The organism is Micromonospora sp. IBHARD004 (genome assembly GCF_052814115.1).
The window spans coordinates 247927-262555 of sequence record NZ_CP199934.1 but is presented as its reverse complement, the minus strand read 5'-3'; the positions used below and the strand labels follow the sequence as shown (position 1 = coordinate 262555).

Genomic DNA, 14629 nt, shown 5'->3' with positions numbered 1-14629 from the left:
GTCACGTGCGAACCGTGAACGGACGTACGGACCGGGTGGTGGTCGTGGGCGCGGGCCTGGGCGGGCTGGCGTGCGCGCTGCACCTGGCCGGGAGCGGCCGGCAGGTGACCGTCCTGGAACGCGAGCCGGTGCCCGGCGGCCGGGCGGGCCGGCTCAGCGTCGACGGGTACGAGTTCGACACCGGCCCGACCGTGCTCACCATGCCCGACCTGATCGCCGAGGCACTGGGCGCGGTCGGCGAGGAGATGTCCGACTGGCTCGACCTGACCCCGCTCGACCCGGCCTACCGGGCCTGGTACCCGGACGGCTCGACGCTGGACGTGATCACCGACACCCCCCGGATGGCGGCCGAGATCGCGCGGGTCTGCGGCGCCCGGGAGGCCGACGGCTACCTGCGCTTCGTCGACTACGCGCGCCGGCTCTGGGAGCTGGAACGGAACGACTTCATCGAGCGCAACCTGGACGCGCCGACCGACCTGCTCACCGGCAACCTGCTGAAGCTGGTCGCCGGCGGGGCGTTCCGGCGGCTCCAGACGAAGATCAACCAGTTCTTCCAGGACCCGCGTACCCAGCGGATCTTCTCCTTCCAGGCGATGTACGCCGGCCTGGCGCCGCACGACGCGCTGGCCATCTACGCGGTCATCGCGTACCTCGACTCGGTGGCCGGCGTGTGCTTCCCGCGCGGCGGCATCCACGCGGTCTCCCGCGGGATGGCCGGCGCGGCCGAGAAGCACGGCGTGCAGATCCGCTACGGCACCACGGTGAGCCGGGTGGAGACCGCCCACGGCCGGGCCACCGGGGTGGTGACCACCGACGGCGACTTCGTCCCGGCCGACGTGGTGGTGCTCAACCCCGACCTGCCGGTCGCCTACCGGGACCTGCTCCCCCCGGCCCGGGCGCGGAAGCTCACCTACTCGCCCTCCTGCGTCGTGCTGCACGTGGGCTCCAAGCAGGGCTATGACCAGATCGCCCACCACAACATCCACTTCGGACGGTCCTGGAAGGGCACGTTCGACGAGGTGATCCGGCGCGGCGAGCTGATGACCGACCCGTCGCTGCTGGTCACGAACCCCAGCCGGACGGACCCGTCGGTCGCCCCGGCCGGCCGGCACACCTACTACGTGCTCGCCCCGGTGCCGAACCTCCAGCGGGCCCCGTTCGACTGGCGCGGCGCCCTCAGCCGCCGCTACACCGACCAGCTCATCGACACCCTGGAGGAGCGCGGCTACGTCGGCTTCGGCGAGGGCGTCGAGGTGCTGCGCACCATCACCCCCGCCGAGTGGGAGGAGCAGGGGATGGCCGCCGGCACCCCGTTCGCCGCCGCGCACAGCCTGTTCCAGACCGGCCCGTTCCGCCCGTCGAACCTGCACCGCACGCTGGACAACGTGGTCTTCGTCGGCTCCGGCACCCAGCCCGGCGTGGGCGTGCCGATGGTCCTCATCTCCGGCAAGCTCGCCGCCGGCCGCATCACCGGGGCCACGTCATGACCGCCCGGGAGGGACACCTGGTCGAGCTGGTCGACGACACCGGGCACCCGCTCGGGGAGACCACCGTGTCCGCCGCCCACCAGCCGCCCGGTCGGCTGCACCGCGCCTTCTCCGTGCTGCTGGTCGACCCCGACGGCCGGGTGCTGCTCCAGCGCCGGGCCGCCACCAAGACCCGGTTCCCGCTGCGCTGGGCCAACTCCTGCTGCGGCCACCCGCTGCCCGGCCAGTCGCTGGTCGAGGCCGCCAACCGCCGACTCCGCGAGGAGCTGGGCGTCGAGCCGGTCGCCCTCACCGAGATCGGGGTGTACGTCTACTACGCCGAGGACCCGGCGACCGGCCGCGTCGAATTCGAGTACGACCACGTCCTGCGCGCCGACGTGCCGGCCGAGCTGCCCACCCTGCCCGACCCCGACGAGGTGGCCGAGCTGCGCTGGGTCGACCCCGCCGAGCTGGAGGCCGACCTCGACGTCGAGCCCCGCGCGTACGCACCCTGGCTGGGCGGGGTGGTGAACCGGCTCCGGCGCTCCGCGCGCCCCGAGCCGGGCACCCCCGGCGCCGCCGCGATCCCGTCCGGCGTTCCGGCGGATGAGGCGTCGGAGCGGTCAGGTGGCCGATGAGGCACTGAGCGCGGGGGCCGTCGCGCGCCGGTTGGGCGTCGCGGTCACCACGCTCCGCACCTGGCACCAGCGCTACGGTCTCGGTCCCAGCGAGCACGTACCGGGACATCACCGGCGTTATACGCCGGCCGACCTCGCGCGCCTGGAGATCATGCGCCGGCTCACCGCGGAGGGGGTGACCCCGGCCGACGCGGCCCGCTGGGCCCGCCAGGCGCCGGCGGAGAGCGGCTTCGACGTCGCCGGGCCGCCGGCCCGGCCGGGCGCCACCCGGGACGGCGGTGGGATGACCATCCCGGTCGGCCGGGCCGGGCCGGTCGCCCGTGGCCTGGCCCGGGCCGCCATGCGGCTGGACTCGGTGGCCATCGGCGAGACCATCGCGCACGCCCTCGCCGCCGAAGGCGTGGTCGCCACCTGGGACGGGCTGCTCCGCCCGGTGCTCGCCGGAATCGGTGAACGGCACGCCGCCACCGCCGGGCTGATCGACGTGGAGCACCTGATGTCCCGGTGCGTCTCGGAGGCGTTCGCGGCGACCGCCCGGGCGCACCCGGTCAGCGGGCCGGCCCGGATCCTGCTCTCCTGCGCCGACGAGGAGCAGCACACCCTGCCGCTGGAGGCGCTGGCCGCCGCCCTGGCCGAGGTCGGGGTGGGCTACCGGATGCTCGGCGCCCGGGTGCCGGTGGCGGCGCTGGTCGAGGCGGTCAACCGGACCGGGCCGGCTGCCGTCGTGGTGTGGTCGCACACCCTGGCCACCGCCGACCCCGGCCAGCTCTCCGACCTGCTCGCGGCGCCCCGCCGGCCGCTGCTGGTGCTCGCCGCCGGCCCGGGCTGGCGGGCCGACACGCTGCCCGCCGGGGTGGTCCGTCCGGTCGACCTGGGCGAGGCGCTCTCGCTGGGACTCGCGATACGCGACTGCCTGAACCAGTCGACGACGGACTGACCGCCCCTCCCGCTCCCGGGCCGCGTCCCGTACCGTCGGGGCGTCCGCCTAGCCCGACCCCCCCTCGGGAGCGACACATGCGTTCACGCGCCGTGCTGGCGTTCGGCCTCGGCCTGGCCCTGTTCCTGGCCGGTTGCGGCGACCCCGCCCGCAACCCGTCCCAGGCTGCCGGCCCGATGCCCTCGGCCGCCGCGACCCCGCCGGCGCCGAAGCCGACCGCCTCGCCGCGGCCCAGCCGCACCACGCCGCCGAAGCCCCGGCTGCGGCCGCTGCCCACCACGCTCCCGGCCGGGCTGCACCGGAGCACCGGCGACCAGGCGGTAGCGCTGACCTTCGACGACGGGCCGGACCCGAGGTGGACGCCCCAGCTCCTCGATCAACTGAAGGCCGACCACGTCACCGCGACCTTCTGCCTGATCGGCAGCCGGGCGAAGCGCTACCCGGAGCTGGTGGCCCGGATCGCCCGGGAGGGGCACCAGCTCTGCAACCACAGCTGGCGCCACGACATCAACCTCGGGCGGCGACCGGTGGCGGAGATCCGGGCCGACCTGATCCGCACCGACAGGGCGATCAAGGCGGCCGTACCGAACGCCCGGATCCCGTACTACCGGCAGCCGGGGGGCCGGTGGACCCCGGAGGTGGTGGCGGTGGCCCGCAAGCTCGGGATGCGCTCACTGCACTGGAGCGTCGACCCGCAGGACTGGGACCACCCGACCGCGAAGACGATCGCGAAGCGGGTCGAGTCCGCGGTCCGCCCCGGCGCGATCGTGCTGATGCACGACGGAGGCGGCGACCGCCGACCCACGCTGGCCGCCTGCCGGCACCTGATCCCCGAGCTGAAACGCCGGTACGGGATCTCCCCGCTCCGCTGACACCGCCCGTGAACTGCCGTTTTACCCGTGGGTGTGCCGCCCGCCATACCGGTTTGGTCCACCGGCCGGCCATCACGTATGCTTTCCAAGCCTCCGGCGGGGCCGGATGGGAGCAAGTCCGCTTGAAGTTGCGAATGTGCAATGATGGCGGGGCCGCCCTCATCGTCTAGCGGCCCAGGACGCCGCCCTTTCAAGGCGGTAGCACGGGTTCGAATCCCGTTGGGGGCACGGTCCGGCTTCGGCCGGATGCAACAGAGCTAGGTCCTGTGGAGCAGTTGGAGTGCTCGCCGCCCTGTCAAGGCGGAGGTCGCGGGTTCAAGTCCCGTCAGGACCGCAAGCGCTGACGCCGCGCGAAGGTTGCGCGGCGTTCTGCGTATCGGAGCATGTGACCCTTCGGCGGGCGACCCGCCTTCCGGGTAGCATGAGCCGAGCAGCACGGCCAGGTAGCTCAGTTGGTACGAGCGTCCGACTGAAAATCGGAAGGTCGGCGGTTCGACCCCGCCCCTGGCCACATAGCCTTTCGCCGGGCTACAGAGGTCCCCACCAGCGGAAACGCCGGTGGGGATCTTGCTTTGCGCGCCCTTGCCGGCTGGATCGCCGGTGCCCGTGGTTGACCGCTCTTGGCCCTTGATCGCCGCCGCTAGTTGCACGTTCGCTGCACGCCGCTCTCCGGTGAACCGGTCACATCGGCCCTGGACGCAACCCGTTATCCCTCACAATGAGCCCGATCTCGCGCAGACGAGCTGACCGCCGTTGATCCTCGGCTCCCGTGTCAACGGACACGCAACGGGCACGGCGACCGAGGGATTATGAGATCAAAATGCCCGCCCCGCCGACCTGGGCGCATGGGGCTCTAGCAGCGGAAACACCTCTCGACATCTCACACCACTCCCCCGCCTTCGGTCGGCCTCTTGCGGACTAGATGCGGACTGCGGGGTCGGGCGTCACCGAGCGACAGTTTGAAGGTCGAAGATCACGGCCGCGAAGCACGTGGTGGGCCAGATCAGTGCATGAAACGCATGACCGTTCGTGCCCCCGATGACCGCCCGGGGCACCGGCTACTGGCACGTGGATGGCACGGGCAGCGCCATGCGCATGCGCGTTGTAGCGTGCGCTGTCATGACGTTGACGCCGGTGCACGTCCCCACGCGGAGGCCCCTGTGACGCGCCGTCGGCGGCTCCTGGTCGCCGCGACGCTAGCTGTCGCACTGTGCGCCGGGTATCTGTCGGCCACCCTCGGCCATCGCCTCGATCACGGCAGTTCGTGGTGGCACGGGGCTGACGCGGAGTCCCGCACGGAAGGGCCGAGGACGGAGGTGCGGTTCGCGTTCAATCCCGGAGGGCAGATCACGTTCGGCGCGTCCATCCGCAATCCCGGTCCGTCGCCGGTCACGATCACCGGCATCGCGGTCGATGACGGTCCTGCCGATCAGCACGTGTTCAAGGTCGCGGGCTTGGCGGCAAACCATGCCGTCGATGAGTCCACTGGCGTCGTGTTCGACCCGGCTACGGCGGCACCGTTCCGGTCGATCAGGGTGGGAGCGGGCATGGAGCTGCCGGTCTTCGTAACGGTCACGATCCCGGACGTGGAGCAGGCTCCCGGAGCAGGGCTCTTCTTCGATGACCTCGCGGTCGACTACGACGTGCTCGGCCTGCCTCGCCACCAGCGGGTGCCGATGGGCTTCCGCTTGTTTGTCCACTCTCCAAAGGGCTATGTTCCCGCCGAAGGCCGGAAGCGGCCTGGGGATTAGAAGAAGATCGCGGAAGGCTGGTCGGGTGGCTGCGCACCTGGTCAGCCCGTCCGTCGTTGTCGGATGGCGTCGGCGTCAGCCGGTGGTCTTGGCTGTACGACTGGCTGTACAGCCGCACGTCTAGGAACTGGTTGCGGACATCTCAGGCTGGAAGTAGTCGGGACCCCAGCAGGTCGCGTCCGCCGGCAACTCCCACCAGTGCGGCATCAACGTCGGCCCCCACGCCGGATCCGGTTGGAAGTCCATCCACTGGCCGTCGAAGGGTGCGGCTTCGGCGCGGGCCAGGGTAAGCAGTCGTTCGCCCTCAGCCCGGACCTCGGCGGCTTCTTCTTCGTCCCAAAACGCCGGCTCGCCGGTGTACTCGGCGAACGCGTCCTCGTCCTTCCACGACCACTTACCATCCGGGAACACGAGCAGGTCAAGTTCCTGGTCGTAGACGTCGACCCCTCCGGCCCACCGGGTGACCGGGCGCTCCAGGTTGACATACCAGCCCTCGAAGTCGCCGCCCGGTCGCCAGCTCCACCAGACGGAGTGGGCCGCACCAGGCGGCATCAGCATCAGAGTCCGGAAAGGCTGCCACGTACTCAGGCTGAGCATCGTGGTCATCCGCAGCGACGTGAGCAGTGACAGTTGCCGGGTCGGCTGGCCAGCGCCATCAACCCGTCGCATGGCCTGTGAGCCCGCCTCGATCCACAGCGCCAGCCCGCGCTCGTCGTCGCTGGCCACCCGCCCGCACAGCACCGAGCCGACCCGGCCGTCCGGGTAGAGGTGCCGGCGGATGATCGTCTGCCCCCGCTCAAAAATCATCTGAGCACGATACACAATCGAGGGACAAGCGGGAGCTTCGTGAGGGAGATCGATCGGAGAGCCGCCACTGCCCAGTGTGCAATGCCAAGCCTGGGCAGTTCTGCATAGCGGTGCCGGGGCGCCCGTTGGGCGACTCGGCAACCACGCACCGGGAGCGGGCGACCGAGGGGGCGTGCGCCTAGTTGCACGCTAGTTGCACGGCGACCTCCGGCGGCTCCCTGGCCTGCCGAAATGCGGGTGCCTGAAAATCGGAAGGTCGGCGGTTCGACCCCGCCCCTGGCCACATAGCCTTTCGCCGGGCTACAGGAGCGCCGACCAGCGGAAACGCCGGTCGGCGTTCTGCTTTTCACCCCGGAAACCCGGCTGTCCGGTCTGACCCTCGTTGACCCCGGAATCCCGCTGCTGGCCGCTCCTTGTCGCACGTAGATCGCACGGCCACTCGTCATCCCGGCCGGGTGAGCGTCGCCGACCTCTGCTCTGCAAAGATCGAGACTTGTGTCGGAGGGTGTCAGTGACTGCCGCTGACCTGCTCGGCCCGTCGTCTTGGGTCTGCCTATGACGGCGCTAGTCAACGGGCTTGGCTGTACGAATGGCTGTACGTCGCTGTTCCGGCCCTGCGGTCTCTGCACGCTCCTAGGGTGTCCGCCGGCCTCTTGCGGACTGGACGCGGACCGCTAAGCCCGCGGATCCGTAGCCTCGACGCGAGGCCGGTCACGGATGGGGCAACGACTGGCCTGAGCGACGGGTAACATCTCCACGTTTTGGCCTGCAGCGGGGAGGAAGACCCACATGCGATGGAAGCTACCGGCCGGCGTCCTAATGGCGCTGGCCTTCCTGGTTCCGGCGGCGCCGGCGATGGCTCAAACCGAACCACCCGTGCTGAACGAGGCCTGCCAAACGGTCGAGCGCAAGGTGTACAAGGATATCCGCGAGCTTGTCACCATCGACCTGGATACCGCCACCAATGTAGAGGTGCGCGTGTTGGCCAACCAGATCCTGGCCGCGGCGAACGCCGACTCGTTGCCCGTTCTGCCTGACGCCATTCAGGAGCGCCTGGACGGCACCGCGGATGATCTGCGTGCATTCCTCAAGGCGGACGTGCAGAACGCCTGGTCAACGGCTCTGCGGGTCACGGTGGTCCGGACGTTGACGGGCGCTGGTACCAACGTGAAGGCGGCCGCGCAGAAGGCGCTCGACGACGGGACCATCGATGCCTACCTGGCTTACCTGAACGACGGCCTGTATGCCGCACGTGCGCTTGACTGCGCGTCTCAGCCCGCGCCGACAGCAACGTCTCAGCCCACACCGACGCCGAGCGCCACGCCCAGCGCCACGACGACCGTTGCACCGGCGCCTGCTTCCTCCGCCAGCCTGGGCGCACCCGGCGGTGGCGAGGGCGGTGGGCTGCCCGTCACCGGTGACGATACCGCGACCGTGGCCGGCATCGGCGGTGCGCTTCTGCTCCTCGGCGGCGCTGGCTACCTGATCGGACGCCGACGCCGTTCCCGCTTCGTGGCATAGCCTGCTCGACGCGCCCGGCTCGATGCTCCGTCGGGCTGGGCGCGATCGGCGCTGTGCTTGGCTCGGTTCGTCGCGGCCCGAAGGCGTGCTGCCAGCTGCGAAAGCAACCCGCAACGTATGTGGGCCGACGAGCCGGCGGCAATCCCCGTACCACTGAGGCATCGTGACAATGACGGAAGCGCTTTGGAGCGCCCAACACTCGCGTCACGGTGGAGGACCGAACTCGCGACGCCAGGACCAGGACGAGGCGGAGGCCGCGGTCAACCTGGCGGTATTCCGGATTCAGTGGCTCGCAACGGGTGTGCTGCGGAAGGCTTAGTTGCGCTAGAGGATCTCCTCGTCGGGCAGTCGTAGACCGTCCAGCCTTCCCGGACGGGGACAAGGTGGAGCGCCCTACCGGACGAACGACCTTGGCCCCGTCCGGGAAGGCTGGTAGCCCTCGTGGTGCCCGGCGAGGTGATCCGCTCTGGCTGATCTCTGAGGAGGGCCGGGGTTCGGGGCAGAGCCCCGAGGTCTTCGAAGTCTGGCAATCCCGAAGCGTGGCCGGCCGGCCCGGCCGATGCCGGCCGGAGGTCGCCAGCAGGCCGGGGCCGGGCCGGCGCGGCCCGCTTGCGGGCCGCCTTGATCTGATAGAGGCCAATTCGGCAGTGCAGACCGACTCAGTCGTCGGGGCGCACTGTCCGGCAGAGGTGTCTTGTTCCGAGGAATCGTGCTCGGCGAAAGATACTCACCAAAGCTGCTCGCTGCTGTCCGTCCCGCCTTTGCTAAGTCGTCCAGTCAACCCGTGCCAGATCCCCGGCGCCGGTACGGTGCGCGTCGCTGAGCGGCCAGTCGCCACGCCCGCTCAGGTCGTCGCCCTGGTCGACGCCATCAATCCGCGCTACCGCACCGCCGTTCTCATCGCCGCGTGGTGCGGCCTGCGGCGCGGTGAAATCGCCGGCCTGCGTGTCTCAGACGTGGACCTGACCGAGCACACGATCACGGTTCGGAAGGCTCGCGTCGAACCGCTGCACGCTCTTGGGCAGGCGTTCGACAAGGATCCCAAGTCAGAGGCAGGGAAGCGGACGATCGCCATTCCGCCCCACGTCGTGCCGCTGGTCCGGCTGCACCTGGATCAGTACGCGGGTAAAGATCGGCTGTTCGTGAGCCGCGATGGCACGCCGCTGCGAGGCAACACCTTGTATCAAGCGTTCGTCCGGGCACGGAAGAAGGTGGGTCTCAACGATCTGACCTTCCACGACCTGCGGCACACCGGGCAGACCCTCGCCGCGCAGACCGGCGCGACCTTGGCCGACCTGATGAAGCGACTCGGGCACTCGTCCATGGCGGCGGCCCGCCGGTACCTGCACGCCGTCGACGGGCGTGATCGTGAGATCGCCAAAGCCCTGTCGGAACTCGCCGCGCACGGTGATGTTGCACGGCTGCCCCGGCACATCACCATGCGGCACTAGTTGGTGAGTGCCATGGAAGGCTTTCCCGGGTGTTTCATGAAGCCTGGAACGGGGACACGGCGCACTGGGCGAGCTGTAGGAGGTTCCCTCGTGACCGAGCAACAGCAGCACATGAACATCGACATGCAGGATGCGCTGCTGATCATTCACCGCGCTGCCGTAAGGCACCAGGACGACCAACTGCACGAGGTGGCCGGAAGCATCAGCCGAGCGCTGGAAAAGCTGGGGCAGCCGTGCCCCGAGAGACCGGAATATCGCCACTGCCCAGTGTGCAATGCCAAGCCTGGGCAGTTCTGCATAGCGGTGCCGGGGCGCCCGTTGGGCGACTCGGCAACCACGCACCGGGAGCGGGCGACCGAGGGGGCGTGCGCCTAGTTGCACGCTAGTTGCACGGCGACCTCCGGCGGCTCCCTGGCCTGCCGAAATGCGGGTGCCTGAAAATCGGAAGGTCGGCGGTTCGACCCCGCCCCTGGCCACATAGCCTTTCGCCGGGCTACAGGAGCGCCGACCAGCGGAAACGCCGGTCGGCGCTCTTGCTTTGCGCCCCGGAAGCCCGTCTGTCCGGTCTGACCCTCGTTGACCCCGGAATCCCGCTGTTGGCCGCCCCTTGTCGCACTAGATCGCACGACCCCTCGTCATGCCGGTCGGCCGGGAGAGCGTCGCCGACCCCTGCCTTGCAAAGATCGGGACTGCTGTCGGCGGCCGTCGGTGGCTGACGTTGACCTGCTCGCCGAGTCGTCCTGCGTCTGCCTATGACCGGCTGGGTCGGCCGGCTTGGCTGTACGGATGGCTGTACGGCGACCATCTGATCCGTAGATCCCCAAGACCACTCCGGAGCCGTTCGGCAAGTCCGCGTCGCCCTGGTCGCCGCGATCTCGGCAACTGGATCGGTCCGGGCTCGTCCGGCTCCGTTCGCCCCGGTGGCTTACAGCGGGCGATGGTCGACCGGATGATGAAGACCTCGGCCGGTGCGTGGCGTGACCTCACCGGAGCGGTCCGGCAGGAGTCGGATCGCAGGCGCCAAGGTCGAGGTGAACCTTCCCGCCAGCTCGCCCATTGGGTCGGTGTCGCTGAAGCAGCTGGCCGGGTGGACCGCGCAGACCGAGACGTCGAAGCTCGCCACGCCGATCAAGGTCCACGACTCGGAGTTGACTGAGGCGGTACGAAGATCACCTGGACCGCTGACGCCAACTCGGCGATCAAGTCGGGCCAGTTCCAGGAGTTCGACGTCTCCCTCGGCCCGCTGCCGGAAACCGACCAGCTCGTGTTCAAGGCCCTGCAGACCTACTCCGACGGTGACGTGGTGGTGGATCGAGGAACCGACCAGCGGCGCTGAGCCAGAGCACCCGGCCCCCGTGCTGAAGCTGACGAAGAAGGACGCCGCCACGCCCGCTGCCGCCGCCCCCGTCGCCAACACCGCTGACACCACCAACGACGACTCCAGCAACGGAACGGCTATCGGGCTCGGCGTTGCCGGTCTCGTCCTGGGTGCCGCTGGGCTCGTCGCCAGTCTGCTGGCCTACCGCCGCGCCACACAGGCTCGCTGACGAAGAGGCAGCCAGGCCGTCGCCAGGCCGTCAGAGGGCGAACAATGCCCACCAATGACGACCACTGGCGGCGGCCTTTGCCAGGTTGCGAAGGGTAAGGATGAGCCGACCAGCGACGAAGGGTGGGTCTTGCCCCCGTAGTTGGTGAACCGGTGGGCCGGCAGCCGGCCGGGGCGCGGCCGCCGACCGCCGATCTGTAGCAGGAGTCGGGTCGGGTCATTCACCCATGCGAGGTCGCTGTCTGCGACGTCGGCGAGATCCAGGCCGTGCACCGCGACTGGCGCCGTTTCCATCGGCACTGTGAACTGACCGCACGATCGCGATGCCCGTCCCCGGCTCCCCACGGGGACGGGCATCGCCCGTTCCGGACGCTGTGTGACGAGTTGGTCACAGTAGGATGCTGTCGTTGACTGGGAGAAGGTGATCCGCCCTGAGCACGACTGATCCAGCAGCCTCTGTCACGCCAGTCGGCCCGGCCAGCGCCGACGACGAGCCCGCCGTCCACGACAGACAAGGGCTGGTCGGCTCGACCGAGGTGCTGTGCTTCCTGCTCATCCTCCTCGGCGTGCTGCACCGGCAGGTCGGCGCGCTCGTGGCGGATCCGCGTCTGCAGACCTGGCTGACCGTGTTCGTGTCGGTCATGGTGCAGGCGGTGCCGTTCCTGGTCTTCGGCGTGGTCCTGTCGGCCGTCATCGCGGTGTTCGTACCCCGCGCATTCTGGGCCCGGGTCCTGCCCCGGCACCCGGCGCTGGCCGTGCCGGTCGCCGGCGTGGCCGGGGTGGTGCTTCCCGGCTGCGAGTGCGGGTCGGTGCCCATCGCCGGGTCGTTGATCCGGCGCGGGGTCACCCCGGCCGCGGCGCTGGCGTTCCTGCTCGCCGCGCCGGCGATCAACCCGATCGTCCTCACCGCCACTGCCGTGGCCTTCCCCCGCAACCCGGAGATGGTCGCGGCCCGCGGCGGCGCGAGCCTGGTCGTCGCCCTGCTGATGGGCTGGTTGTGGCTGCGCCTGGGCCGCACCGAATGGATCCGGTTGCCGCACCGCGCCCACCTCGATGGGCTGCCTCGGATGGCGGCGTTCTGGACCGCCTGCCGGCAGGACGTCATCCACGCCGGCGGGTTCCTCGTCCTGGGCGCGATGGCCGCAGCCACCATCAACGTCGCCGTGCCCCAGCGATTCCTGCACGACCTGGCGGCGCGACCGGTACTGTCGGTGCTCGCGCTCGCCGCGCTGGCCGTGCTGCTGTCCATCTGCTCCGAAGCCGACGCGTTCGTCGCCGCATCGCTGTCCCAGTTCTCCCTGACCGCTCGACTGGCCTTCCTCGTCGTCGGCCCGATGGTGGATCTGAAGCTCGTGTCCATGCAGGCCGGCATCTTCGGACGGCGGTTCGCCGCCCGCTTCGCCCCGGCCACCTTCGCCCTCGCCGTGCTCGTCGCGGCCGCAGTCGGAACGGTGATCTGGTGAGTCGCGGCACCCAGGCGGTCGTGCTGGTCTTCCTCGGCGGCGCGATCCTGCGCGCCAGCGTCACCGACCTGTACCTGCGCTACGTCAAGCAGGGGCTGCGACCGTTCCTCATCGTCGCCGGGGTCGTGCTGGTCGTCGCCGCGGTCGTGGCCCTCGTGCAGGAGCTGCGCTATCTGAACCGACCCGAGGCCGAGCCGGACGACGACGGGCACGGACACGGCCGGTCAGGCCCCGTGGTCGGTTGGCTGTTGCTACTGCCGGCGATCGCGCTGCTGTTTGTCGTTCCGCCGGCGTTGGGCGCCGACACCGCGTCACGCGCCGGCTCCGCCCTGACCGAGAATCGGGACGTCGCCTACCCGCCGCTGCCGCCCGGTGATCCGGCTGAGCTCACTCTCCTCGACTATGGCTACCGCGCCGTCTACGACGAGGGCCGCACCCTGAGCGGCCGGCGCATCAAGCTCACCGGCTTCCTCGCCACCGGCCCGGACGGCGAGCCTATGCTCGTGCGTATCGTGCTGTCCTGCTGCGCCGCCGACGGCGTCCCGATCAAGATCGGGCTACGCGGTGACGTTCCTGGCGTCCCGGACAACACATGGATGCAGACCACCGGCCGGTGGATCCCGCACACCGCAAAGGATCCTGTCAATGACGCCGACGTCCCCTACTTCCAAGTGGAGGAGTGGCAGAAGATCACCGCCCCCGCCGAGCCATATGAGTAGACGCGGACGGTTGCACGGGCGGTTCCGGCACCGCGACCGCAACGACGAACGGCACGATCGCCGTCGTCGTGGACTGGACTGGCGGCCATCCGGCCTGTTGGCGATCATGCGCCGCTAGGTAGTGGGTGAATGACATCGCAACACGCCCGCGGCTTCCTTGGCAGCCTAATGAAAATGGGTTCCAATTGCACCAGTTGCCGGCTCATAGAGGGCCGGCGGAGAGTTCGTCTCGCCCGCTGGGCAGTTGCGGAACCAGTCACCGGAACTACGCAACTGCTAGGCATCGAGCCTGCCCCGGAATCCCGCTGATGTGGCCCTGGCCTGGGGGTTAGAAGAAGATCACGGTCCGCTGGTCAGGGCGGCTGCCGCTGGTCAGACCGTCCGTCACTGTCAAGTCGTGCGTTGGCCGGCGGTCTTGGCTGTACGGATGGCTGTACCGGGCCGCTACGGTGACCGACGTGAAGGACGATGTGCGCGTAGTCGAGGTGGTGGCCTACAACCCGGCACCGTGAATACCGACCGTGGCAAGCCCGGCGGGTGGCCGAGGAAAGGAGCAGGCATGTCAACCGAACCGGAGCCGGGGCTCGCGCCCGAGCACACGAGACCTCGCCATGCCAAGGATGATCCGATCATGATGACCGTCGACGGGCAGGACTTTCGCATTCGTGAGCGTGCTGAGAAGCCCGGCGAGTACGACTTCGACTGGCTGAGCGGGCCGCACGACTACGGCTTCGGGATCACCAGAGCTGACGGCTCCGCAATGACCCTGCCTGAGATGGAGGAGGCCATCCGCAACTTCCTCGCTGAGATCGACCCCGCCACCGGATACCTGAAGGAGTAGCTGAGCGAGCATGACCTCCCCCGGTAGCTCCGCGACCGAGGGATTACGAGATCAAGATGCCGGTTCCGATGACCTGGGCGCACCGCGCTCTAGCAGCGGAAACGGCTCTCGACATCTCACACCGCTCCCCCACCGCCCGTCGTCCTCTTGCGGACTAGATGCGGACCGACATGACCCTGGTTGTAGTCCCCAGCGGTCGTCAAGGTCAGCGCGTCGGTTGGCATCGCCACCGGAGCAGACATTGCTTCTTGCCTCGCTCGTTGGCGGCCGACAGTATGAGCCGACCACGAGTGAGGAGACCTCGGCATGCAGGCAGACCCACCGGAAAACCGAGGCCTGGGTGCCCTCATGGTCACTTCCGGCGTCGGCGGGCTGATACTGCTACTTGCCGGCAATGGCGGGCGCTCATTAGTCCTTGCCTTGGTGGCCTTCGCCTGCTTCATCGTCTGCGTTGCCCTGCTTGGCTTGAGTTCGGTGTTGCAGGAGCACCAGCGATGGCGCGTGGACCTCAAGCGGCAGCGGCTAAGCGAGCAGGCTGAGGGCGACAACGCAAAGCAGTAGGTCACAGTCCAGGGCCGATCGCACCGCCAGTTTTGGAAGGGCGCGCTCAACCGGCC

General features: G+C 69.5%; 14 protein-coding genes, 3 tRNA genes and 1 pseudogene. 17 read left to right on the top strand and 1 reads right to left on the bottom strand.

What is annotated here, in order from left to right; translation table 11 throughout:
* The first annotated feature begins 5 nt into the window (after positions 1–5).
* From crtI to ACTWO6_RS01175, 8 genes are all read left to right on the top strand, one after another.
* Positions 6–1487, top strand: a complete 1482-nt coding sequence (gene crtI, locus ACTWO6_RS01210) for a phytoene desaturase family protein (protein WP_446217787.1) — start codon at positions 6–8, stop codon at positions 1485–1487.
* Positions 1484–2104: an isopentenyl-diphosphate Delta-isomerase gene (idi, locus tag ACTWO6_RS01205; protein ID WP_446217786.1), complete on the top strand. Its 621-nt coding sequence runs from the start codon at positions 1484–1486 to the stop codon at positions 2102–2104. Before crtI ends, idi begins: the two co-directional genes overlap by 4 nt.
* The gene (locus tag ACTWO6_RS01200) at positions 2094–3041 is read left to right on the top strand and encodes a MerR family transcriptional regulator (protein WP_446217785.1); all 948 of its coding nucleotides are present in this window, start codon (positions 2094–2096) and stop codon (positions 3039–3041) included. The genes idi and ACTWO6_RS01200 overlap by 11 nt, the downstream gene beginning before the upstream one ends.
* Before the next feature lie 77 nt (positions 3042–3118).
* A complete protein-coding gene (locus ACTWO6_RS01195) occupies positions 3119–3913 on the top strand; it encodes a polysaccharide deacetylase family protein (protein WP_446217784.1) in 795 nt (264 codons plus the stop codon).
* A 155-nt stretch (positions 3914–4068) separates the two neighbouring features.
* Positions 4069–4141: transfer RNA gene (locus ACTWO6_RS01190), tRNA-Glu, on the top strand.
* A 32-nt stretch (positions 4142–4173) separates the two neighbouring features.
* Positions 4174–4247, top strand: a tRNA-Asp gene (locus tag ACTWO6_RS01185).
* A 103-nt stretch (positions 4248–4350) separates the two neighbouring features.
* Positions 4351–4424 (top strand) — tRNA-Phe (locus tag ACTWO6_RS01180).
* An 805-nt stretch (positions 4425–5229) separates the two neighbouring features.
* Positions 5230–5664 carry a hypothetical protein gene (locus ACTWO6_RS01175; RefSeq protein ID WP_446217783.1) on the top strand — a complete coding sequence of 145 codons (435 nt, stop codon included), beginning with the start codon at positions 5230–5232 and terminating at the stop codon, positions 5662–5664.
* A 120-nt stretch (positions 5665–5784) separates the two neighbouring features.
* Here ACTWO6_RS01175 and ACTWO6_RS01170 read toward each other — a convergent pair whose 3' ends face one another.
* Positions 5785–6486: a DUF402 domain-containing protein gene (locus ACTWO6_RS01170; protein WP_446217782.1), complete on the bottom strand. Its 702-nt coding sequence runs from the start codon at positions 6484–6486 to the stop codon at positions 5785–5787.
* Positions 6487–7260: 774 nt separating this feature from the next.
* Here ACTWO6_RS01170 and ACTWO6_RS01165 point away from each other — a divergent pair.
* The 9 genes and pseudogenes from ACTWO6_RS01165 to ACTWO6_RS01125 all read left to right on the top strand — a co-directional run bounded on the left by ACTWO6_RS01165 (position 7261) and on the right by ACTWO6_RS01125 (position 14573).
* Positions 7261–7992: an LPXTG cell wall anchor domain-containing protein gene (locus ACTWO6_RS01165; protein WP_446217781.1), complete on the top strand. Its 732-nt coding sequence runs from the start codon at positions 7261–7263 to the stop codon at positions 7990–7992.
* 809 nt (positions 7993–8801) lie between these two features.
* Entirely contained in the window at positions 8802–9443 is a 642-nt protein-coding gene (locus ACTWO6_RS01160) for a tyrosine-type recombinase/integrase (protein WP_446217780.1), read from the top strand.
* A 90-nt stretch (positions 9444–9533) separates the two neighbouring features.
* Positions 9534–9818, top strand: coding sequence for a hypothetical protein (locus ACTWO6_RS01155; RefSeq protein ID WP_446217779.1), 285 nt, complete (start codon positions 9534–9536; stop codon positions 9816–9818).
* A gap of 593 nt (positions 9819–10411) precedes the next feature.
* Positions 10412–10779, top strand: a pseudogene (locus ACTWO6_RS01150) (YcnI family protein).
* Between the two features lie 19 nt (positions 10780–10798).
* Positions 10799–10990 (top strand): hypothetical protein, encoded by a 192-nt coding sequence (locus tag ACTWO6_RS01145; RefSeq protein ID WP_446217778.1) that lies wholly within the window; start codon positions 10799–10801, stop codon positions 10988–10990.
* 430 nt (positions 10991–11420) lie between these two features.
* Positions 11421–12452, top strand: coding sequence for a permease (locus ACTWO6_RS01140; protein ID WP_446220520.1), 1032 nt, complete (start codon positions 11421–11423; stop codon positions 12450–12452).
* Positions 12449–13171, top strand: coding sequence for a TIGR03943 family putative permease subunit (locus tag ACTWO6_RS01135; RefSeq protein ID WP_446217777.1), 723 nt, complete (start codon positions 12449–12451; stop codon positions 13169–13171). Before ACTWO6_RS01140 ends, ACTWO6_RS01135 begins: the two co-directional genes overlap by 4 nt.
* A 559-nt stretch (positions 13172–13730) precedes the next feature.
* Positions 13731–14012: a hypothetical protein gene (locus tag ACTWO6_RS01130; RefSeq protein ID WP_446217776.1), complete on the top strand. Its 282-nt coding sequence runs from the start codon at positions 13731–13733 to the stop codon at positions 14010–14012.
* A gap of 306 nt (positions 14013–14318) precedes the next feature.
* Positions 14319–14573 carry a hypothetical protein gene (locus tag ACTWO6_RS01125; protein ID WP_446217775.1) on the top strand — a complete coding sequence of 85 codons (255 nt, stop codon included), beginning with the start codon at positions 14319–14321 and terminating at the stop codon, positions 14571–14573.
* Positions 14574–14629 lie beyond the last annotated feature (56 nt).

What these genes read in the sequence shown, in the direction of transcription:
- idi (WP_446217786.1), top strand. Translation starts at nt 1,484, where the DNA reads ATGACCGCCCGGGAGGGACACCTGGTCGAGCTGGTCGACGACACCGGG.
- ACTWO6_RS01195 (WP_446217784.1), top strand. Translation starts at nt 3,119, where the DNA reads ATGCGTTCACGCGCCGTGCTGGCGTTCGGCCTCGGCCTGGCCCTGTTC.
- ACTWO6_RS01165 (WP_446217781.1), top strand. Translation starts at nt 7,261, where the DNA reads ATGCGATGGAAGCTACCGGCCGGCGTCCTAATGGCGCTGGCCTTCCTG.
- ACTWO6_RS01130 (WP_446217776.1), top strand. Translation starts at nt 13,731, where the DNA reads ATGTCAACCGAACCGGAGCCGGGGCTCGCGCCCGAGCACACGAGACCT.
- ACTWO6_RS01125 (WP_446217775.1), top strand. Translation starts at nt 14,319, where the DNA reads ATGCAGGCAGACCCACCGGAAAACCGAGGCCTGGGTGCCCTCATGGTC.